The organism is Amycolatopsis decaplanina DSM 44594 (genome assembly GCF_000342005.1).
GTDB classification, from domain to species: Bacteria; Actinomycetota; Actinomycetes; order Mycobacteriales; family Pseudonocardiaceae; genus Amycolatopsis; species Amycolatopsis decaplanina.
Genome location: NZ_AOHO01000078.1, coordinates 221,854 through 246,757 on the forward strand (window position 1 = coordinate 221,854; position 24,904 = coordinate 246,757).

2 protein-coding genes (1 of these 2 cut by a window edge) are annotated in these 24,904 nt (G+C 67.9%); both read right to left on the bottom strand.

Annotated elements, in window-relative coordinates; all coding sequences use genetic code 11:
* A complete protein-coding gene (locus H074_RS36155; protein WP_338022570.1) occupies window positions 1-678 on the bottom strand; it encodes a type VII secretion system-associated protein in 678 nt (225 codons plus the stop codon).
* Window positions 671-24,904, bottom strand: partial view of a scabin-related ADP-ribosyltransferase gene (locus H074_RS36160; protein WP_007035060.1) — the 3' portion only. 6,252 nt of this gene lie beyond the right edge of the window; 24,234 of the gene's 30,486 nt are visible here — the last part of the coding sequence; its start codon lies beyond the right edge, outside the window — the gene reads right to left on this strand; it ends in the stop codon at window positions 671-673. The genes H074_RS36155 and H074_RS36160 overlap by 8 nt, the downstream gene beginning before the upstream one ends.

Here is a 24,904-nt window from a genome sequence, read left to right on the forward strand (position 1 = left end):
CTATTCGGCCTTGGGCGCGTCCGGACGCGGCTCGGGTGCCTTCGGGACATCCGCTCCTTCCGCTGTGGGCTCCCACATGACGACGCGCAGCCCCGAAGCGTCCTGGTTGCTCTTCGCGTAGAGCGCGGCGACCTGGTCGTCGTCCAGCTCCAGCGTCTCGCGGATGAATTCACCGCTCAAGCGCACCGCGGCCGGGCCTGCCGGGTTGAACAGCACGTCGATTTCGTCAGCCAGCAGTTCGACCAGCTCGCCGAGGTCGATCCGGCGCCAGTCCGGCGACGCGAGCCGCTGGCGGTGCGGTTCACCGGTGGCCACGATGACGCAGAGGAGGTCGTCCGGGGACTTGGTGATCAGCGGGTTGCCGTCGCCGTTCATCGCGATGTCGAACAACGTGTCACGCAGCATCAGCTGGATGTGCTCGGACTCGGCCCGGCCCTGCAGGACCAGGCGCAGTACCGCGTCCAGCGGATCCGACGGCGAGTTCTCGTCGGTCGGCGTGTAGTCCGGGTTGGCGCGGAACTTGCCGAGTTTCCCTTCCTCTTCCACCGGCCACAGGCCGACGACCGCCTCGATCGGCGGCGGGTCGTTCTCCGAGGCCGGGCGCCAGGCGGGGTCCATCAGCAGGAACCAGTTCTCCAGCGGACCTTCCGCCTGTGCGCTGTCCGTGGTCTCAGTCATGGCGACCATGATCCTCCTTCGTTGTCGGGTGTGCTTTCCGGCTGATAGGCAACCACGCCGGGCGGGTCAATTCCGCCCGGTAGGTGAATTCGCCGGGAGTCGGCGAGACGGGCGGTTCCTCGGCGAGGTGGAGAAGCTCGGCCGCCAGAGGCGGGAGGACGACGCGACGAGGCACTCCCGACTCGTCGACCGACTGCAGGGTCACGGTGCGCACCTGCGTGACCAGTCCCGGATCCGCCGCGAGGAAGGCGAGCACCGTGGTCCATACCTCGTCGGCTTCCGGGGAGCCCTCCACCAGCGCGGCCACAGCGGCCAGGTCCAGATGACCCGGGTGGTCGCGGAGCCCGTCGAGGAGCGCCTGCAGCACCTGCTCGCTCAGGTCCGCCGGCAAACCCGAGCCGGGGGTGGCCGGTGTCTCCACGCCCGGCGGGTCGGTCTCCGGGACGGTGCCGGCCTGTGTCGACGGCACGACGGGCGTGAAGCCGCGCAACGGAGGTACTTCCATTCCCGGCAGAGGCCGCCGGTAGAGCTGGGCAGCAGGGTGCCTCTGGGGTATCGCCAGGACCTGGCCGTCCCCCGCCCATCCGGTGGGCGTGCGCACCACGTTCTCGGCGGGTTCCAGGTCGTCGACGCGGTAGTCCGGAGGCAGGTACACGCCACCGAAGCGGGACAGGACCTCGCCGGCGGTGTCCTCGTCCGACACGGATGGGGTCGACCACGAGGTGTCGCGGGCGAGCTCCGCCGCTTCGAGCCCCTGCTGGATGTTCACCAACGCGATGCCCGCGCGCCGTGCCCAGCCGTAGAGGTCGGCGACCTCGGCCAGTTCGTCCGCGTCTTCGACGTCGTGGCGGACGGAGGTCAGCGGCCGCAGCGCGCGAACAAGCTTCTCGCGGGTGACATCGGTCCAAAGCACGACATGCCACCGATCGGCGGCCACCCGTACGGAGTGTTCGAGGTTGTTCCGGAACCTCGCCGTCGCCTCGGCCGTGCGCAGGCCGCCGCGCAACCACACAGAGTGCACCAGCCGAGGCAGCGCCAGCAGTTCGGGCAACGGCGGAACCGCAGGCATCCGATCACGCCCGGCCCAGTTGTGGCGGCGCTCCGCGGACGGTTCGTCACGTTCTATACCGACGGCGCGCATGGACCCGGTCAGGTCGAGACGGCGCACCAGTTCGACCGCCCGCTCAGCCGGCGGTCCCATGGTGATGACCGGCGTGGGCGCGGTCTTCGCCGAGATCGGGTCATCCTGTCGGTGGTCAGGGACCAGCGCGGCGAACGCCGCGGAGATCGCCGCGTGGTCGCCGGTGGCCAACGCCTGTTCACCCAGTTCGTGAGCAGGCAGCTCGACCATGATCACGCCCTCGGAGTCCGGCAGGTCGTTCATCAGATCCCCGTACGCGGCGCCTACGAGCCGGACCTCCACGTCCGGGGCAGGCAAGCCCAGCCCCGCCAGCCGTGTCTGCTCGAGGCGGTACTCGTCGCGGAACACCCGCAGGATGCCGTCCGCCCGCTCCTGCCCCTCCTCGATGTCATAGCCGTAACCGACGATCTCGACGACGGGAAGTGCGGCGGCGTTGCGCGCCCGCCACGCGGCCGCCCTCGCTACCTGGCGAGCCACCCGCCGCAGGTCCGGATTGTCCCCGTCGCCGAACACGGCCGCCTCCGTGATCCGGCCGGCTGCCAGATCGCTCAACGGGATCGGCTCGGCCCGAACTCCGACTTCACGGAAATGCCCGCCCTTCGCGACAATTCGCCTCCCGCTCAAATCGAACTGGACGACGTTGTCCGCGGCCATCAGCGACGTCAGCGACTGTCCCTGACCCCAAGCCTTCTTGAGCTGGACCGCCGAGCTGTCCCCGCTCTCCCCCGGGGTCGCGGCAGCCCAGCAACTGAGCATCACCTGCTGGGTGCCCACGCCCGGCTGTGCCCGGCGGAACACAGCGCTGCCGTGGATAGCGGCGGCGCTCGGCTCCCCGACGAGCCGGACCCGGTCGCCGGAGCCGTCACGGCGCCCTGTGTGCATCGAGAAGGTGAAACCGGTGCCAGGGTGGCCGTGCACCGCATTGGTCCACGGCCGACCGGTGTCCGGCCTGAGTGGTGCCAGGTACGGGACATAGTTCTGCCGGTGGACGCCTTGACTGTCCGATGTCTCGGCGGCGGAGTAGTAGAAGTGCTGGTGAACCGGATCCTCGTAGGCGGCGTTCGCCGACAGCTTGGCGCGGTCGAACTTTTGCGACGGGAAGAACTGGCCATGCGTGCCCAGCTTCGCGTTCGCTCGTTCGTAGCTGACCAAGTACTGCGGGCCGGGCACGATCGGCGCGATCCGCCTGAATCCGGTACCGGCCAGCTTGAGCACACCGTCCTGCCCGAACTTGAGCTGACCCTCCGGGCCGTAGAACGAGCGTGAGTAACCGGCTGGAACGAAACCTTCGGCAAACTCCGCCAAGCCGACCGCCGGGCCACCCAGGCTCGCCAGCATGACCGGGATTGCCTTCCCTGCCTGGTGCTGCGCCCCGCTCGGGGTGCCCAGTAGCTCGCGCAGGCCCTGTCCGTCACGCAGCGACTGGGCCAGCACACTCGAGGTGAGCTCCAGTTCCGCGCCATCCCTGCGGAGCGCCCGATAGCCGGTCTCGCCGCGCTGCGCGAACAGCAGCACGGGGCGCTTCTGCCACGGCACATACTTCATTTCGTCGTAATGGAAAACAGTGAAAGGACCGGAGTTCTTCTTCGCCCAGCGACGCACCCGGGCCAAGGTCTCCCGGTCACCGGGGAAACGCACGAATTCCCCGATCGGCGTGCCCTTCGGGCCGATGATCGGCACCGTCTTCAAGTCTCCCGCGCGCGGAACGGACACCAAGGTCACCGTGCCGTCCGCGGCCCGCACCTGAACGTCGTTGAAGAAGTTCGCTTCACGCAAGGCGCCGGCGAAATCAAAGCCCACCCCACCGAAGTTCACCCGGACGTCGGGGGCGTCGGTGTCCAGCACCACCGGGCGGCCCTCCTCCAGATGCCGTCGGAAGACCTTGTCCGCCAACAGCATGCGACCCAGCTCGGTGCCATCCACATGGGTGAACTTGCCGTTCGACAGCTCCAGTCGCGCCGAGGACTCATTCCCGCGCAGTCTCACCACCAGCGGGTCCCGCTCGTCGGTGTAAGCGGGAAGATCACCGAACCCGAAGGCGAGGCCGGACGTGGAGTACCGCACGTCGGCCAGCGTCAGCGGCGGACCGGCGGTGAAAGGCTTGTCGAAGATCATCACACCGAAGTCGTCAACCCCGTACTCGCCGAGGTAATGACGGGACTGCCACGGGCCGGTCAGCTCGATCAGCTTCGCCAGGAACGCCTCGTTGACCGAACGGTCTCCCGGCCTCTCTGAGATGTCCCTGGTGATCACAGCCAACGGCGGCCGCATCGCGCCGGCGGTCAGTCGCTGGAACTGCCCGCTCGCTGCCACGTACTCCGCCATTTGCTCCGGGGGCAGCAGCGAGTGACGCCCGTCGCGCAACGGTACCCAGAACCGGCCGTCACTCGCACAGAGCATCAGCCGCAGCGGACTGACATCACCTGGCCAGTCCACTGTGGACTCGATGATCCGCTTGCCCCCCTTCCCGTCATCGACGTACAGGCCGAGGAGCCGCTCGGTGTGCTCGGTGTTCAAGTGGATCAGCTGAATCAGCTCTTTGGCTGTCTCACCACCGATGCTCGCGATCACGTTCTCCTGGCCGTGCGCGTTCTTCAGCGTGGACCATTCGATGTCCTCCGGGGTCACTTCGTCCGCGGGCGCCGGCGCCGCGGTCGTGGGCGGCTCGTTCATCGGTGCCGTCACCTCGGCCGGGACTGTGCTGGTGTCGGCCGACAGCGAGAAGGACGGACTCACGTCCGGGTGCCTCCCCGGCTGGGCGGTGGTCCGAACCGGCCGGTGCTCCGCCGCGAGCGCCCGCACGAGGTCCAGCGCCTGCTGGAGATCGGTGACGCCGGTGTGCACCATGGTCGGTTCTTCCGGACTGAGCTGGATCCATCCGGAGTCGGCTTCGAGACGGCCGTCCTCAGTGATCCGTGCCCGGCCGTTGGTCACCAGAACCGGTACCTCCAGCTCCTGAACGACCGCCGCGCCCAGCCGGGCTCCGTCCTGGACAGCCAGCACCAGGTGGCTGTCGAGGTCCATCTCGTCCGGGACGAAATCGGAAACCGGGTCCAGCACACCTCGGGCCGAAAGGGCTTTGGCGAAGCCTTCGAACGACACCGGGTCGCCCCGCCACATTTCCACCGTGGCCTGTCCAGGCGTGATCGTGGCGGCAACGATCTGCGCGCCGAGGTAGGCCGGGAACTCGCCGAGAGTGTGCCTCACCTCGCTAACACTCTCGCCCCGCGTCGGGTACAACCACCCCATCCCACCATGACCCGCGACCATCTGCGCGCGAAGCTGGTGGTCATTGTCGCCCTCGGGACCCCACGGCGCCGTCCAGGCGAACAGTCCCACAGTCAGCTGCTGCGCAGCCGGGCTCAACGGCAGCAATTCCAGGAAGTCCAGCAGAAAACCGAGTCGCTCCTCCCTGGTGCCGAAATCCGGATCCTGACCGAGCAGCCTCGGGTCGGTCATCAGCTCGTCGAGGCGACGGTAAATCGACGGATCCTGTGCGGCCACCACCATCGCCGCCGAGATCTCCGCGCGGATCTGCCACACCGCCGGATCGAGACTTCCCGCCCAGAAGCGGAACTCCAACCGGTCGTCGGCCTCACCGAGGACAGTCGCGAAGCTGAGCGCGTCCTGCTTGTTGTTGCTCAGCCCCTGGACCTCCCCGATCGTGGTGATCAGGTCTATGTCCGGCGGCATCGGGTTGGGCCCGACCGCCCACAATTGCCGCTGGTGAGCGCCCGTGCCGTGGTGATTCCCCAGCCGGTAGAGAATGCTCTCGAAGGCCTTGTTCAGTTGCGCCAGCCGCCCGTACACGACCGGGTCGAGTTGCTGCTCGAAGCTGAAGTTGACGTGCCCGCCGGTGTGGGAGGCGTCCGGCGCGTCGCCGTCCCCGTGAGAACGGATGATCCCCAGCACGTCGTGCAGCTCCGACCAGCTGCCCGGCACGCCAGGCAGGATCCGCGAGACGACCTCCGCACCCCTATCGTGGGCCGGTTCCGCCTTCAACGCCCATTTGTCCAGCGTGGTGGCGTACTTGTCACTGAAGAGCGCGCCGTCATTCCACTCGAGATAGCCGGCTTCCTCCAATTTCCGGCCGAGGCTCTGGACCAGTTCGTCGAAATCGCCCTTCAGCAGCTGGAACTCGACCTCGAAGCCGAACCTCGCGTCCGGTCTGCTGCTCACTCCACCCGGAATACCTTCGGGATAGAAGGTCAACGGGCTGGCATCGTCCTCGATCTTCACTGCGGCGGCCTCGTAGATCTGGACCAGGCCCATCAGCCTGATGTCTCGCAGCTCGGTTCTCAGTCTCCGGGCATCGGCCAACCGGTTCATCAGCTCGGATATGTCCTGTTCGGAGATCTCCATTCCGGCCAGGTTCTGAGTCCACCACTCAACCCTCGCTCGGATCTCCGGTGCGAAGTCCGGCGGGAACACCGCCAGATGTCGCCTTATCTGAGCGAACTGGCCGGACAACCGCCCGATCAGTTCCGGAACGTCGGCAAGCCCCACCTCGGGCACCGTGTCCGCCGACTCGGAGTCCCCGTCCGGCTCGGATTCGCGACCGCGCTCGGGGCCGCTCATGCGGTAAGTCGGCCCAGTACCGCCCGGCCCCGAACCGACGACCGGCTGCGCCGCGTCGGGATCGGCGCCGATTTCGGAGAACCGACCGCCGTCCGCCATGCTCTTCCCTGTCGTGTCCGTCAGCACATCCGTGTCGGAGCCGAACATCGTCACCGGCCGGTAGTCCTCCTCCCACGACTGCTTGATCCGGTAGGCCACCGACGCTGCACCGTCCGAGGTGGCGTTGCTCTGGCAGTGGCCCAGCAGTATCGATCGCTCCGGCCCGACTCCCGCCGTCACGAAGATTTCGCTGGCGTAGAAAGCCCGCGCCGCTTCCCGCCCCTTCAGCACGAGCACGTCACCGCGCACGTGCGGCCGTCCGGTGGTCATCGCGAAGGCCAGCCCCTTGCGGGTGCCGTGGCCGTGGATCAGCCACGGGTCCTGTCCAGCCCAAGGCGCTTCCACCTCCTCGTCGAGCGGGTTCGGCCCTGGACCTTGCATTCTCCGGAAATACGTCCTCTGCTTCTCACTGGCGTAGTTCAGGCCGTGCAACGCGTACCAGGGTGAGTCCATGGACTCAGCGGGGAAGATCTGTCCGTGCACCACGCCGTCGGATCGCACCACCGGGTAGCTGAGCAGCTGTCCGGGCCCGGGCTGGATGGCGGCGAGTGTCTCGAAGCCCTTCCTGGCGACGGTGAGCTTTCCTGGCTCCGCGAACGAAATATCACCGAGCGGGCGGTACATGGTGCGCGAGTAGCCACCCTTCGCCATCGCGGCGGCGAAGTCCCCGAGCGGAAGCGGCTTGCCCCCGACACCGACCAACAGGAACGGGGGCGAGCCGCGGTCGCCCATGTCCGTCCGCAACCCCTCGTCGTCGCTCAGCACCTCACCGAGCGATTTCTGCGAGACGGTGACGGCGGCCCCGTCGCTGCGGGTCACCGAGTAGCTGTCGCCAGGGCCCCGACGACCGACGATGAGTACCGGCGGCGCGTCTAGGTTCCACGGCGCCTTCTGCTTCCGACCGTGCTGGCCGAGGAAGACATGCAGGGAGTAGCGGCTCACCTCGCGGATCCAGGTCGTCAGTTGCTCGAGAAGGTCTCCGTCATCGGGGGAACGCATCACCTTGACCACGATGGAGCCGTCGTCAGTCCTCAGCGTGGTGGTCAAGAGATCGCCGGCGCGCCAGCCTGAGACGAGTTCGAACGTGGAACCGGTCTGCCGGGTGATGCCGTGTGCTTCGATCCAGGCGCCTCCGGTCGGCGCGTAGACGTCCGGGAAGTACCCGGCCGCGCGCAGGGCACCCGCGAGGTCGAAGCCCAACCCGCCGAAGTTCTTCCGGACCGCGCCGTACGAAGAGACCAGCACGATCGGCCGGTCGGGCTCGTCGCGCAGGAAGCGCACGAAAGCCTGATCCGACAGCAGCTGTTCCCCCAGGTCGCCGCCTTCGACCTCCGCGTGCGGCCCGTTCGGCAGTCCCACCTTCGCGTGGCCGATCGCGCCGTCGAGGGAGACGAAGATCGGCTCACGGTCGCCCCACTCGCCGGGGATCCGAGCCGTTCCCGCGGCGATCGCCTCGGCGAACCGCCGGAGGGTGTCGGCGACGGGGGCGCGATCCGGCCCGGTGGGGAAGCCGAAGACCGAGCCGAAACCCACGTGGTCGACGTCGCCGAGGGTCAAGGGGGTTCGGGTGAACCCCTCACCCTCCGGCACGCTCAGGAAGCCGACTCTCTTGTCGAGCACCACCGCGCTCGTCAAGAAGTAGCTCTGCCATGGGCCCGACAGTGCCTTCAGCGCCGATAGGATGCCGGGGGCCGGGTCATGGACTTCGCTGATTCCGGTCATTTCGCTGATGGCCACGACCAGCGGCCGCCGGATCTCCTGCTCGCTCGCGCGCGCTAACACGTCGGTCGCCAGCGCCAGCTCCGCGGCTTCGGTCTCCGTCAGCTCCATCTCGAGGTCGTTCGTGAACTGCACGAGGATCCTGCCGTCATCGCTGTCCAGCAGCAGGTGCAGCGGCCGTGCGCGGTCACCCTCGGTGGCACCGGCCCAGTTCGCGACCCTCTCGACCAACTGCTCGGCCGCTATGTCACCAGAGTCGGCGTCCGAGACGTCGTCCGGCTCGTCAGGGCGTCCGGCGATCACGCGCTGAGCGTGATCCGTGGCTCGGAGCGCGCCCGACTCCATGCGCTCCGCCGACCGCTTGCTCGCTGGGAAGCCCACCCCGTAGTTCCGTCCGTGCGCGTCGACCAGCCGCTTCCAGTTCAGGTCTTCCAGCCGGGGGCGGGAGATGCGGTGGAAACCGACGTGCTGCGGTTGCTCCGACGCGGGAAGGTCCGCCGCGAACATCTCTCGGAATGGACCTTCGTCGCGGAGGGCATCGCTGAACTCCCGCAGCGCCCGAGCGGACTCGCCGGGCCGGGTGGGATCGACACCGATCACGCTCACCGGCAGGTCGGGTTCCGCCGCGAGCGCGACCCGGTACTTCTGGTCCCGGCTCACATACGCGGCGAGTTCGGTCCCGTCGACGAGTCGCCCGTTGACGTCGAATCCCCCGTCGCGCGCGGTGACGAAAACGTAGAACGGGTTGCGGAGGCCGTTGATCGGAAGCTCCGGCAATTCGTCGTAAATCCGTCTCCATTGCGTCAGTTCGGCCTCGTCGGTGGAAAAGAGCACCGCGCCGACCGCTTGCGGCCCACCGTCGAAGGTCTTCACCTGTGCGGTGAACCTGACCTTCTTCGACGGAGAGCCGCCGCCCTCAGGCGACGACGGCCCCTCGTCGGAGTCGTGAGGCCGCCGGGGCGCTTCCGGCACCGGCGCCGTGTCGTCGGAGGGCAGCGGACGGCCGGACGGCACGTCGATCGTGGCGCCCAATGCCCTAGCCCGGTTTTCCACGAGCCAGAGATTCCGGGGCTTCAGAGAGGGTTCGGCGAGGTCGGTACGGCCGTTCGTCCGCAGTTCCTTCAAGAAGTTCGTCAGATGAACGGTGAACAGGCCGTCGTCGGCGACCACCCGGTCCGACGACGCGCTCCGGAACACCCACGGTGTGCCTGCGGGGCCACGGCGGACATACTCGTCATAGAGGCCGACGAAGTGACCGAGTTCGTGGGCCGCCGTGAATTCGTCGATGTCCGCGGCCCAGTGCAACTGGTCGGTCTTGCCGCCGTCCGGGCCGACGGTGATCGTCGCGTGCGCCGCGTCGGTGGGATCGTGAACCACCCGGAAGTGGAAGGCATCTCCGCTGGGCAGGCGATGCTGATGGTTGTAGAGCCTGTCGAGCCCGGCCTGCACGTGTTCGACATAGCCGTTCACGTCGAAACGGGCGGGCGCCGCGAAGTTCAACCGGACCGTGTACTCCTGCACCCACTTGCCCGGCGACACCTCGTACCGGCCGTGGTCATAGGCGATCGGGTGCCGCCACCGGCCCGCCGCGGCCCGCGGCGCCGCCTCCATGACCGTCGGCCCGGTGTCCTCACCGAACACGGTGACTGGGACGGCCCGCGAGCGCGCGGCGTCGAGTTCCGTCCTGGTCACCGGTTCGGGGTCGGTCATCCATTCCGCGGTAGCCGCCTTGCTGTGGGCCCAGGCAGGGTCGTCGAGGATCGGGTGTTTCGCGGGCAGCAGTTCGGTGGTGATGGTCGGTGCGTTCACCAGCCGTTCCGGCCCGGTCTTCCCGAGTGTCTGATGCCCGGGACCGCGCAGCTCCCAGTCCACCCGTAATTCGACCGTGCCCGGACGCGAGGGCGGCGTCGATTCGAGGCTCGGGACTACACCGAGGTCAGCGGCCGTGGTCGGCACGCCGCGCAGCCTGCTCGCGTGCTCGGTGATGGCACCTGTCAGCACCCGCGCCGCCTGTGCCGCGAAGTCGGCGTTGTCACCCGCGCGCAGCGTGACCACCGGCGGCGCGAAACCCTGGGTGGCTCGGGTGAAGGCGTGCTCGGCCAGGGACCGCGCCTGCTCTGCCAGCGCGCTCGTCTGATCCGGGGCCAGGCCGGCCTGTCCAGGCTGTTGCTCGATGACCAGTTCCGGTGCGTCGAGGCGCAGGAAGGCGCCACGTTCGGCCGCCAGGTCGTCCACCTCGGATCCCCAAGGTGTGTCACGGCTGGTGGAAGCTTCCTCCGGCAGCCGCGCTCCCTTGTTCTCAGGCTCATCCACGGAGTTCATCTGCTCGGCCCGCCGTTTCGCGAACTGCCGCAGACCTTCCATCCGCCGGTTCAGGAGGACGTCCTCGTCGAAGGCGGAGCCGTGACGCTCCAGGGGCTTCTGAGCGGCGCTGTCTGAGCCGACGTCCGTCCGGGATCCACGGACATGCTCGGTCGGCGCGCTCCCGGTCACGGTCGAGTTGTTCGCCGGCTGCCCCGGTACAAGGAGGGCGAACGCCTCGTTGAGCGCCCTGATGGCCTTCTCACTCAAGTCCGTGTCCGCCCAGGCGATCTCCCTCTCCCCGAGTTCCGCGGGAGGGAGTACGACGTCGAGTGTCACGCGGCGCGGGGTGCTCGCATCCACGCCGGTGCGCGGGGACATCTCGGCCGGAACGACGTGGGTGACGATGTCGTCGGGATCGACGGGCAGGCCGAGCCGGGCCATCCGCGGTACCTCCGACTCCACCTCGGTCCGGAACACCGCCGCGACGGCATTCGCATCGTCCTGGCTTTGGAACCAGGTGATCGTCGCGTCAGGCAGAGCGACCCCGTTCCGGTGCCGCCACGCCGCCGCCCTGACCACCCGCCGCGCCGCTTCGCGTATGTCCTCGATCTCGATTCCGGCCAGGGTCCCGCCGTCACCGGTGAAGCCGACCGTCACCGGGCCGATTTTGCTCGCCGCGAGATCGCCCAGGGGTACCGGCGGGTCGGACGCCTCGCCGTACGGGAGTGCCTCGGTGAAATGTCCGTCCTTCTCCTTGAACCTGCGGATGCTGGTCGTATCCGCCACATAGACGGTGTCGGTGGCGCCGTAGCCCTTGACCGGCTTCCGCACCAGCTTTCGCCACTCCACGACGTAATGCAGGGCGGGAGCGCCGACAGCTCCATTGGCCGGAGAGTTCAGTGAGCACTGCCCCAGCACGACCGGGCTCTCGGTATCCGGCGCGGCCCGCCGATAGATCTCGCTGCCGTACACGATGTGCGCGGCCGTCCGCCCGGTGACGGCCACCTCGTCCCCGATGTGTTGTGGCCGATCGGTCTTCAGCGCGACCTGCATCGCCTCTTCGAGGCCATGGCCGTCGAGGAACCAAGGTCGCCGTGGACTTCCCGCCCACGGTGCAAGGTAGGGCGCCAGTCCAGTGATCATCGCGCCACTCGCGTCCCGCTCGGTCGTCCGCCGGAAGAAGTACGACTGCCGCACCGCGGAATCGTTGAAGGCGGCCAAAAACATGTAGTGAGCGTCTTCCTCGTGGAGGGGGAAGAACTGCCCGTGGACACCGAGAAGGTCACTGGCCATGGCGTAGCTGAGGACCTCGTCCGGCGTTGGAGCCAGCGGCTCATCGACCTCGAAAACGTTCTGATACACCGTGATCCGGCCGTCGGCGGACAGTCTGAACCGGGCCGGGGGCTGGTAGACGGAGCGAGAGAAGCCGCCGTGCCGCAAACCGCGGGCGATCTCGCCGAGCCCGGTTGCCCTGCCGTTCAGGGCGGCGACCACCAGTGACCTGTCGTGGACCAAACCTTTGCCCCGGCCCAGCAACTCCCGCAGATCGGGATCTGCGCGCACGATCTTCACCAGCTCCGCCGGGGTGAGCGAAAGAGGCACCCCGTCCGTGCGAATGGACCGGTAACCGTGCGGGCCAACCCCGGTCAGCAGGAACCCTGGCAGCACCTGCCACGGGGAGTTCACCGCGTAAGGTTCCCTATGGCCGTCTGCGAGCAAGAACTTCCGGAGGCGGTCCGCGGTGGCCCTCTCAGCCCACTGCTTGGCGCTTGCGTAGTACAGCTGGTCACCGGGGAAGCGCACGAACAGCGCGACCGGGTCGCCACCGGCGTTCATCAGCACCGCAGTCCGCAGATCCCCGGCCCGCAACTCCGACACCTTCACGAAGTCCGACTGACCGCTCGTGACGATCCGGCCCGATTCGAGCTTCGCGTCACCTGTGGACGCGAACACGTCGTTGTAGAGACCCCTGTCTCGCAAGGCGCCTGCAAGGTCGAAGCCCAGGCCTCCGAAGTTCACTCGGTGGCCGCCGTCCCGCGCCACCAGTACCACCGGCCGCCCCGGGTCCGTCTTCAGCGCGTGCCGGAACAGCGGATCACTCAGCAGCAGTTGCCCGAGGTCACGGCCATCCAGTTCCAGCTGTACACCGGCCTCGAGGAGAATCCTGACGAAGGTCCCGTCCACTGAGTCCGCGGCCACGATCACTGGCTCCTCCGAACCCCATACCCCATTCAGGGCAAGTCGGCCGCTCGCAGCGGCCGCGGCGAAGTTCTCCAGCATCGCCCTTTCCAGCGCGCCACCCGGTACCGGGAAGCCCCACACCGATCCCGACGCCACGAGTGTCACGTCCTGCCAGGAGGGCACACCGCTTTCGACGATCTTCGCACCACGAGGGAACTCGACCACCATGGTCTTGGCGAATTTGAACTTACCCGCGTAGTCGTAGGCCTTCCACGGCCCCGCCAGCTCACGCAGTCTCGCCAGCAGCCTGGCATTGGCCGCGCTCGACCTTCCGATCCCCACACGTGGGTTCCGGGTGAACACGAGGAGAGGAGGACGGACCCCTCCCCCTGTCATCTGCCGGAACATCGAAGACTTGTAGACGAGTTCCGCCGCTGCCGAGGGGAGCACATACCGGACACTGCCATCGCTCAGTGGCGCGGCGAAGCTGCCGCCCTCCTCGTCGAGCAGGAGCGCGACCGGGCGTGTCCGCTTCCCGTCGGTCGCCGATGCCCAGGGCTGTATAGCGGTCCGCGTCCGCCGCTTGCCTTCGCTGTCCGCGTAGACCTCATGCCGGGCACGCAGAGTATGGTCGTTCACCAGGAGCCCCCGGCTTCGCAGGTCTTGGCCGAGGCGTTCCGCTGAAGCGAAGCCCATACCGAACTGACGTTTGCCGACACCCTCCAGCGGAATCCACCGGAGATCATCCGGCCGGATCTCCGCGACCATCGAGAACCTTCCGTCCTGCAGGGGCACCGCCCGTCCGGAGTCGACGATGGTCAGCGGCTGGGACGCCGCCAGCACGGTGCGGAAAGGCCCGCCGCCCCGCAACGCCTCGGCGAATTCCTTCGCCGCCCGCAAACCGGCATCCGGTTGTGTCAAATCCGCCGCGATCAGCGTCACCGGTACCTTCGGATCCCGTGCGAGCGCCCGGAACCGCAGCGAATTCCGCACGTGCCGCGCAAGCGTGGCACCGTCGACCACAGTGCCGTTGAGCATGAAGCCACCGTCACGTCCCTCGGCGAACACGCGGAACGCCCGACGCTTGCCCTCCCTCTCCATCGCCTGGTGCAGCTGCTCCCAGCGGCCCGCCTCCTGGACCAGCGAATCGAAACCGATCGCGCCCACGGACGACGCCGTGGGCCCATGAGCGGACCCGCGGGGGGCGGTCTGCACCGCCACGTCGACAGTGATCGTGCTCTGCACGGTGGCCAGGGTCCGGACGTGCGGCACGGGCCCGGCGCCCTCGAGTTCCGCGCGCAGCAAGGCGGCGACGAACTCGGCCCCCGGCCCCAGCCCGCGGACCGTCACCCGCGGCATCGGCAATCCATCGGCCTGCTGGAATCCGGCGGACGCTCTCAGCGTGTCCACCAAGGTCCGCATTTCCTGCTGCGGTTCCGGGCCGTCCAGACGCAACGGCTGGCCGCGCACCTCGAAAACGCGCTGTCTGCCGAGTTCGGCGTTCACCGTGTCGCGCAGCACCTGGTCCTCGTCCACAAAGTACTCGAACGAGGATGTCCGGGACGACGAAGCCGGGGACGCGGTGGTGGGGGCGGGCCCGGTACCGGAAGTCAGCCCCAAGCCGGAGAACTCCCGCACCGGCGCGGAGCGGGAGTTCTCCGTCGTTGGGGGAAGCACCTCCGGTTCACCGGTTTCGGTCCCATCGACCCGGTAGTCGTCCGGTAGCTCCTCTATCCGGCTACTGGTGCCGTACTGAATGCCTCCCACGGCGTTCGGTGTCGAGTGGACGAAACCGGCGTGTTTGACAGGGGCAGGAGGAACCTCACCGGGTGGTAACGCCTCGACGAAGTCCCCGTCGCGGACATTGAATCGCGTCGTGTGGTCCTGCTGGACGCGATTGGTCGCAGCGAAAACGGATACCGGCCCCTCGCCCTCTTCCCAGCCAAGCCTCACCAGGTACGCCGGTGTCCTGCCACCGGGGGCGGCCGCGCTGGAGTTCACCGAGCACTGGAACAACACCAGGTTGCTGGCCGGGGAAGGGTTGTGCGCTCGGTAGATCTCGCTCAGATAGTGCACCGGCGCCATGTCGAGACCGGAGAGCCACACCTGGTCACCGAGAACGAACTCGTGATCGGTGGGCATCGCCACGAAGAAGCCGAGTGGGTCGCCGTGGCCGAGGGAGCTCCAGGTCCGCCGCCCAGTCCAGGGCGCCCGGAAGCTTTCGTGCCGCGTCTGTAGCGTGCCGGACTGGTCGATGGTTCGGGAAATCCGGACGTACTCCTGCGTTCTGACGTCTCCGCCGTGAAGGCCGGCCAGCTCCATCGGCCCGCCGTCGAAGTCCCGGGATGGGAAGTACTGGCCGAAAGTGCCTCGCCGGGAATTGGTCAGCGGACGGCTGACCATCAGCCACGGGGCGGGCAGGGAGGGAAGGTAGGTCTGGATCTCCCCGCTGATCTGGATCTCGCCGGTCGGCAGGAACGAGACCGGCCCGGTGACCCGGTAGAAGACGCGCCGGTAGCCGCCCGGCACCATCCCGTCGGCGAACGTGACCAGGTCCGCCCGATCGGAGCCCTGATCGATCAGCAACACCGGCGTCTTCGACCCTGACGGCCCGTACTCCCTGCCGAGGAACGTACGCAAATCCGGGTCGTCACGCTGCGACTGGGCCAACGCGCTCGCCGGGAATACCGCCGCCTTACCGTCATTCCAGACGAACCGGTATCCCCCCTGCGGACGCCGGGCGGCCACCACTATTACCGGTGGATCGTCCGGACTCCAGGGAAGAGGCACCGGACTGCCATCGGGGCCGACGAGTCGCAGGGTTTTGGCGGTAGTGCTGTTCGCCCAGGCCGAAACCTGCGCCATGGCCGCGTCGTTGTCCGGCCAATGGACGACTCGGACCAGGGGGGCGCCGTCGGCACCGCGGATCGAGGAGACCCGCACATCACCCGCACGCAGGGTGGAGACCCGGACAAACCCTCCGTCGAGCGGCAGACGTAGCCCGTGCTCGTCCACCGCGACAGCGGAAATGGGGGCGTAGACATGGTTGAAGAGATTTTGTCTCCTCAACGCACCGGCGAAATCGAACCCGAAACCACCGTGGTTTACCCGGCTTCCGGTGGCGTACCCGAGAAGCACGACCGACCGAGCAGGGTCCTGCACCAGCGCCCGGAATCCTGGGAGTTCCAGCAGGATCTCCGCGACCGTAGCGCCACCGGCCTCGCTCAGCATCCCATCGGACATCCCGAGCTTGGCGTACTTCGCGAGAGCGTCAGGCACCACGAACACCGGTTCCCGCGCCCCCCAAGGGCCGGCCACCGACACCGTACCTGCCAGCACCCCCGCCGCGAACTGGCGCAATGCCCTGGCCTGTCTGGTTTTCTCGTCGTTCGGGAACCCGAACACCGGCCCGTGCTGCTCGATTCGGACATCCGACGCGCGGAGAGGGTGGGACACGAAACCGCTACCCAAGACCTGGAAGTAGCCGAAGGGTTTGGTCGGCACGAAAGGCCCGGAGACGCTGAAGAAGTGCATGGGCCCGGCCAGCCGGCGCAGGGCGGCCAGGAGGCGCTGGTTGAGCTGGTCCGCGGCCGAAGGCACCGGCGTCACGGTGAACAGCACGTGCGGCGGACGCACGCTCGCGGCCGCCTGGGCAAAGAAAGCGCCGGCTACCAACGAATGTGCCATTTCGACCGGTCCGAGCTCAAACCCCTGTCCATGATCGCCCTTGGCCGAGTAGGTCGAGGGCGTGACTCCGCCGCTCTCCAAGAACAGGAAGCGCGGCCGGGCACGACCGCCGGTGGTCGCCGACGCCCACTCCTGAACCTGCTCGACGACCACCGGGTGGCCACCGCGGTCGAAACCGGGCCGTCCCACGCTCCGCGCGGATACGTCGGTGGCCATCGTCATGACTTGGGAAACGACGTCGGTCTGACGGTCGTCGGTGAAGAACGCGGCACCGTTCTCCCTGCCGTGCGCGTTGATCAGCGGCTTCGAGCGCAGTCGCGAAGGTGGCGAAGAGACGATTCGGCGATCCTCCACATCCGGCAGATACGGAGTGCCGTTCAGATCGGCGACGGGTCCGGCGGACAAGAACGATACGAGCCGATACTCCTCTCCGCGGTTCAACTGCTCGGCGAAGCGACCAGCCTCGTACACGAGCGTCGACACATCCGCTGTGCCATCGACGACCAGAACCACTTCGGCATCCGGATCCCACACGAGCATGTCCTGGTAACTCTCGGCTTCCCGGACCAGCATGACCAGAGCCGCCGTGTCGACCACCTCGCCGTCGACGACGAACCCGCGCTCGTGGGCGGTCGCGAAGACGAAGAACGGCCGCGCCCCCGCCTCAGGCCCGACCGGCAACGACGCATAGACCCGCTCCCAGAACCCGGCGTCCGCGCCATCCGCCATCAACAGCAATCCACCGGAAACCCCCGGCCGAGACTGGAGGTAAACGATCGAGCCGGCCTGTTCCACCTGGCCGATCGAATCCACATCCAAAGCGGATCGAGCGGTCTCCTGCCTGCCGATCGCCCCCCTCGAGGAAGAAGTCTCCCGGTAGGTACCAGAAAGCTGGGCGGCCGGGTTCACGGCCTGCCCCGGAGCAAGAGGGGCGAAGGCCTTGTTGAGCGCGAAAACGGCGATGTCCTGGTTGCCGTGGATGTCGACCAGACGAAGGGCTTCCTCACCGAGTTCGTGTTGCGGCATGGTGACCTCGATTTTGCCGTTCGGCCCGGCTTCAGACGTCGTCTCGACGCCGGTGATCGACACCCGGACCTGCTCCGGCCGGATTTCCAGGCCCAGGTCGGCCAAGCGCGCGGATTCGGCGCGCAGCTCGTCGTGGAACACTCTGTTCAGGGCGTTCGCCCGCTCCTTGCCCGTCTTCCGGGCGCGTCCGGCAGCACCCAGGATTCCGATCTTGCCGAAGCCGGTGATCGTCACCTCCGGCAGTTCCACGCCATTGCGCGAACGCCAGGCCGAGGCTCGCGCCACCTTTCGTGCGACCTCGCGCACCAGCGCGGCCTCGGTTTCCAGCACCGCCTTGCTCGTGGTCGGGAAAGTGATCTCCACCGGCTCGATCCGGTTCGCCGCGAGATCGGCCAGCTCGACCTCCTGAGCGAGGTCCTCGTCCGGTAGGGCTTCGGCGAACACTCCGGACTTCGCGACCGAAAGGCTGGCGTTCGACTCGCTGATAAAGACCTCGTCGGTGGCCCCGAAGACGCGGCCGGTTCTGCCCACGGTTCGCTGTCCCTCGGCCTTGAACTGTTCCGCGGGCGTCGCGTCCGTGGCGCTCGGTGCCGCCATCGTCAGACAGTGTTTGATCGCCACCGGGGCGGCGGGGTCGACGCCGGCTTTCCGGAACACCTCACTGCCGAACGCGATCTGAGCCGCGATACCCCCACTGACCAGCACGGTGTCGCCGAAGTGGAAGGGCCGATCGGTCTTCAGCGCGAACGCGAATCCTGTCCGGTGGCCGTGGCCTTCCAAGGACCACACCGGTAGCTTGCTACCCGCCCACCGGGCGACCACCGGGACGTGGCGTTCGGTCTCGCCCTCTGCCTGATCCTTCACCCGGCGGAAGTAGTACCGCTGCCATGCCGGAGAGTCGTGCCGCGCGGCCAGGAACATGCTCTGCGCGTCCTGCTCCGTCAGGGGGAAGAACTCGCCGTGAACACCGAGGCTTTCGTTGGCCATGGCGTAGCCGACGACGCCCTCCGGCCTGGGCGGGGCGGGCTGGGTTTCGAGAGTCCCACCGGAGGTGGCGAAGCCCCCGCTCTTAGATAGCGTGAGTGTGCCCCGGGGATGATGAACGGCGCGCGAGTAGCCGCCGGAAGGCAGCGACCGGGCGAATTCGCCTGCCCCCTTCGTTTCCCCGTTCAGCGCGGCTAACACCAGCGACCGGAAGTCGGATCCGAGGCTACGGTCCAGCGCGTCTCGCAGACCGGGATCGTTTCGCACGATCCGGCCCAGCTCCAGCTGGGTGAGTTGTTGGGGCACTCCGTCCTTGCGGATGGCCTGGGAACCGCGGTCTCCGGTGCCGTGGAACACGAACATCGGGATGGTGCCGGCTGTCCATGGTGACTTCACCCTGGTGGAAGCGGCGTCGGTACTGTACTTCCTCAGCCGATCGGCCGTCGTGTTCTCAGCCCACGTAACGGCCCGGGCGAAGTCCGCGGCGTCTCCCGGGTACCGTACGAACAGCGCCACCGGCTTGTCGTTGCTGTCTCGCAGTACGTCGGTTCGCACGTCACCGACGCGAAGTTCGGACACCTTCGCGAACCCGGCCGGGTCGCCCGCGACCCTCCGGTCCGACTCGAGCTTCACATCGCCGACCGGGGAATAGACATCGTTGTAGAACTTCTGCGCCCGCAACGCTCCCGCGAAGTCGAAACCCAGGTGTCCGAAGTTGACCCGGGCCCCACCGTTGCGGGCGACCAGCACCACCGGCCGGTCCGGATCACTCGCCAGTTGCCGCCGGAAGGCCGGATCGGCCAGCATCATCTCCCCGAGTTGCTTGCCGTCGAGCTCGAGAACAGCCCCTGTTTTCGTGCCGATGCGGGCGAAAGTCCCGTCTGGGGAATCGACCGAGACGATCAAAGGTTTCTTCGCTGCCCACACCCCGTCGAGATCGGCGGCGCCGCTCTTGACCGCGTCCACGAAATCCTTCAGGGCCGCTGGTTCCCGCATGCCACCGGGAACGGGAAAACCGAACACGCCGTCCGACGACACGTGCGTCAATTCCGCCAACGACGGCGGAGAGCTCTCGGCGAATACGGCACCCGGCAACACGGTCAGCATCGAAAAATAGTCGTAGAAGAACGAACCGGTGAGGTCGTAGGTCAGCCGGGGCCCGGTCAGCGCACGCAGCTTGGCCAGCAACCGCCTGTTCGCCGTTCTCAGTGGGGTTTGTTCCTCTCGGTCGGTCCCCGAGAGCACCACCAGCGGCGGCCGCGTCGGACCTGGGTTCAGCGTCTGAAACGCGGTGGACTTCGCCAGCAGCTCCGCGGTCACCTCTGGAGTGAGGGCCTCCTCGGTTCCGTTCGACAAGGGAGCCGAGAAGTTGTCTCCGCTGAGGTTGAGCAAAAGCATCCTGGGACGGGCCCGTATGCCTTCCGTGGCCGCGGCCCACCGCGAGGTGGTCGGCTTTTTGTGGTCTGTTCCGGATGAGATCTCGACCACCGTCCGCAGGCTGTGGTCGCTGGTCATCGCCAGGTCCGCCGCGTAGGCCGTAGCGGCATCCTCGTCGGTCTTGAAGCCCATACCGAACAGCTGGCCGTTGACGTCTTTGAAGGGCGCCCACAGCACGTCGTCCGGCTGGATCGCCGAAACCCTCAAATAGGAGCCATAAATGTGTATTTGTCCCTTTTCGTCCGGTTTGATCCATCCGGTCGCGATGGTCACCCTGCGATACGGCCCGTCGCCCCGCAGGGCCTCCGCGAACTCCTTCGCCGCCGCGATGCCCTGGACCCCCGCCCCGATCAAGGTCACCGGCACCGACGGGTTGCCGGCACGCTCCTGGAACGCCGGCGAATTCCGGACATGGCGGGCCAGGGCAGTGCCGTCGATCAACGCGCCGCCGACAAGGAACTTGCCGTCTCGACCGGTGACATAGACGTGGAAGGGTTTGGCCACGGTCCGCTCGCGGGACGGTGTGGCATGCAGGCGCTCCCAAGTGGCGTTCTCCGCGGAGGGGCCCGAATCGAAGCTGAGCCCGCCGGCCGTGGTCACCGTCGGCTCATACGAGGAGCCCTTCGGAATCTCGTCCAACGACACCTCGACGGTGACCGGACCGGAGATCCCCAGGCCGACCACGATGTCCGCCATCGGCTGCGCCGGGTCGCCGCTCAGCTCCGCCCGCAGCTGATCCGCGACAACCTGTGCATCCCCCGGCGCACCCGAGATGTCGACCCGCACCGCCAGTCTGTCTGCCCGCTGGAGCATGGTCACGGACCGCAGAGCGCCGGCCAGCTTCCGCAGAGCGTGCTGGCTAGCGGGAGTCAACATTCGCGGCGCCGAGGGGTCCACGGCAAAAACCCGCTGTCCGGAGAGTTCCGCCCGCAGGGCCTCGATACCGCCGTCCGACGAGAAAGTGTCACCCGGCCCGGATCCAGCGTCCGGATCGCTGACCACTTCATTTCCGGTCCGCGGTGCGGAGAAGACCACGGAGCCCTCCGCGGGTTCGACACCATCCGCCAACGGCAGCACCGTCCCGTCCCGCCGCACCTCCACCCGGGTGTCGAAACCGTGGACATCGCCCCGGAAACCGGCGTCATGGAACAGCTCGGCCAGCGTGACCACCCGGTTGCCGTATCGCGGGCTACTCACCCGGCAGCTGAGGAACACCAGGGACGACCGTTGCAGCAGGCCCGCGTCGCCCGGCAAAGCGATGCCGGAGAGCAAGCGCACCACCGAGCGCTCGTCCAGCGATACGACGCGGCCGCTCCTGGTTCGGACCGAGAAGCCGTTTTCGCCGTGATGCAACGGAACGCTGAACTCCCCCGGCGACACGGCGCGGTTCTCGAACGCCTCCAGCAACACGCCTCGTTCCCAGTCCGAATGCGGGAACCCCACGCCCACCACCACGCCGGAACGCGAACGTAACGGGACGAAGTCCACTTCGGACGGATCGAAATCCCGCACTGAAGCGAGTTCTGGTCGCGGCGCGGCCGGCATCTCGGAGGCCAGTGTCTCCGGCGGCGCCTCGGCGTAGGACCTCGCGACGGTGAACATGTTCCGAAGGGCGTGGTGCGCGTCGTCGCGGACATCGTGTCGCCGGGCCGCGGCCCCCAGAATGTCGTTGACGCCCGGCCAGCCGAGCAACGCGACCATCTCGGCACGTTCCCACGCCGCGCCGGGCTGTTCCCCATCGAGGAAGGTGTGATAGGCGAGCGCGCTCAACATGAGGTTGTGCAGCGGGAACCGCCGCGCGAGTTCGTCCGGGGTCAGACCTTCCGGCGGCATGACATGGGGCAGCAGCCGCGTCCGCAGCGCGACGATCTCGTTCCGCGGGATCTCGGCGAGCAGATCGGCCATCTGTTCCACCTGCTGCGCCAGCGACGACCGCGAATCCTCGTCGAACTGCACCAGGCTGTCCTCATAGGTCGGGGGCTCGTCGGCGACGAGATGCTCGCTGTAGACCGGTGCACCGTCGGAGTGCCGAGTGCTGCCCGCGTTCTCCGCTTCGTCATAAGTCGGCAGGTCCGCTTCCCACAGATCTTCGCTGTAGAACCCGCGGCCCGGCTCGGGAAACTGGCCGAACGGCGTTTCCCGGTCCACGTTCCGCATTCGGCGGCTGCTCAAGCGAACGGCTTCGGCCGCCTGGCGTACCTCACCCAGCTCGGTCCACGCGTAGGTCGGGTGTTCACCGTGGACCAGCAGGTCGGTCATCATCGTCGTGATGCCCTCGTGGAATGCCTGCCGGATTCGTTCGGGGACCCCGCCCGGCACCGTCGGTGGCAGGGCGCCCAGCAGGTCCTCCGCCTCCTGGCGGCGCAACTGCTCCTGCCAGTACAGTTGTTCCCGCAGTCGTCGCTGGTCCTCGTCCCGGCTCTGGTTCTCGTCCAAGGGCAGCGGTTCCCCCTGCCGTCGTTCGTCCAGGCGGGCCCGGGCCCGGTCGATCCGCTCCTGGAAGCGCGCGAGCTCCGTCTCGGCCCATGCGGCGAGGTCGTCGAACTCGGCCAGCCGCTCGAATCCAGCCCGAAGTTCCGAGGCTAGGCTTTCGGCGTCCGAATCCCGCGACAACGCCAGTGCCACCGAGTCGGTCATCGACTGCCACAACCGTTGCTGCTCGGCGGCGTCGGGTCCATAACCCACCCTGGGACGCGGACGTTCTCCGAGCAGTGCCGCCGCCTCACGGAGTGCGCCAACCTGCGGAGCCATCTGCCGGGACTCGCGGGACAACCGGGCCTCGAACTCGGCCACGGCCGCGGGCAGCCGCCCCGGCTCCGGAGTGACTCCGCCTTCGGGGGCAGGCTCGCTCATCCACTCGGCCGGCCCCTGAAGGTCCGCGATGTACCGCCCGTCGGCCTGGCGCCTGAGCACGTCTTCGTCCGCATAGAGGCTGTCGTCGTCTGACGGCTCATTCGAGTCGTCTGAGATCAAGCCCGCGCGTGCCGTCTCGGTCGGCACCGGGGAAGGTGTCGAAGGCTCTTCAAAGCCCAGCCATTCGCGGGCGGCCGGATCCACTGGCTCGGGCACGGCGACCGTTGACTGCAACCTGGTCAGTGCCAGCGGCACGCCGGTGTAGTGCGTACGGACGCTCGGCAGATCCCGCAGTTCCTCGGCGCTCTCCCGCAGCGGCGCGACGTGCGGATCGTCCCAGGCCGCGCGAGGAGACGCACCCGAGGAGATCAGGTCCGTCAACAGCGTCGCGAGCCCGTCGTGGACGAGCTGCCGGGCCGCGGTGTCCGCGTCGGCCGCCGCACGGGGCAGCGCACCGATCAGCGACTGGACCGCCTGCCGGGCGGACGTCACCGCCTGCGGCGCGGTCTGCTCACGCTGCCGAATCCGCTCCCCGGCGGCATCGACCCGCTCTTCCCACCGCAGCCACACCCGCTGGGCCTTCGACGGTACTTCGGCCGGAACCGGATCGGTGGTCACGGGCTGCTCGTTCCTGTCCGCCTGTCGAACCTGCCCCAGGATCTCCATCGCGGTCCGGGTGTAATGCGCGGTCTCCGCCGGACCACGCAATGTCTCCAGATCCCCGCGCAGTCGCACGACCTCCGGACGGTGCCAGGCGACGCGGGCGTTCATCCCCCCAGCGATGTGATCGGTCATGATCGACACGAGCCCTTCGTGCAGGGTCTGCCGCGACCACTCGTCCACAGTGGACGCAGCGGCGGGAAGCATGCCCACCAATCCTTCGGCCTCGGCGCGTGCCCGTTCGACGGGCACCCTGGAGGCCCGCATACCCTCCTCCCGCTCCTCGACCCGCTCGGTCGCCGCCAGGATCGCCTCCGTCCACTTCTCCATCGCCTGCTGCTCCAGCACCTCCAGCGAGGTGCGGGCGTAGTGCGGGTTCTCCGTCGGGCCCCGCAGCGACTCCAGCGCACCGCGGAATCGAGCGACGTCCCCGTCCTCCCACGCGTCCGCGCGACTCGTGCCACCGGAGATCAGATCCGTCAGCATCGAGATGAGCCCATCGTGCAGGGTCTGGCGGGTCTCCTCGTCCACACCGGCCAATCCGGGCGGCAACTCTCCCGCCCACTCCTCGGCCTCGGCTCGCGCCCGATCGGCCGGTACCACCGACGGAAGCGAACCCTCCATCCGCTCCTCCACCCGACCGGATGCCTCCAGGATCGGCTCCAGCCACTCCTCCAGCGCCCGCTCGCCCAGATCCTCCACAACGGACGATCCGGTGTCCTCGTAGGCGGCACCGTCCCGCTGCTCCTCGAACTCCGGCAAGGTCTGGACGGTGGCCTCGGCCCGCTCGGCTTCCAATGCCGCGATTTCAGCGAACGGCAGCCTCATGTAATGCGACGGGTGTCCCGGCCCTCGCAACGACTCAGCAGCCTCCCGGACCTGAGTCACCGTGGGATCCCGCCAGGCAGCCTGGAACGAGGCCCCGTTCAGCAGCGCATCGGTCAGCAACGCCACAAGACCTTCGTGGAGGAAGAAGCGAACCCCGTCATCGGCTTCCGCGACCGCGTCGGGCAACCCGCGCACCAACCGTTCCGCCTGCCCACGGGCTCGCCTTACCTCATCCGGCGAGTGGATCGCACGCTCGTCAAGCCGCGCCCGAATCTCCGTGATGGGCGTAGACCACGTCCGCGTCGCCTCACGGGCCTCGGCGGCCGGCGAGTTCTCTTCGGCCTCCGCAAGCCCGTCCTCGTCGAAGCCGTTCTGCTGTGACGAGACGTCTTCGTCAGGCTCGATGTCAGACCACGAGAACTCCTCATCGATCCAGGTTCTGGGTCCGGGTTCGGGTGCCGCCTCGATCCCGGGGCGGAAGCCGGGATTCGGATGATACGTCCCCAGCTCTCCACCCTCGGAGATCTCATGGGCACCACGGATGAAGCGCGGCCGCACGCCGCCGGGGAACACGACCTCTTCCTCGTGCTCGTACAGCCGATCATGGGCCAAGGAAGTGTCGTTGATGACGATCCCGCCCGGCGCCTCGATCTCGTACCGGAACCGTCCCAGGTAGGCCCCGCCGGTCAACGGGTTGAGGTGTAGCCGCGGGTCACGGGTCGACGAGAC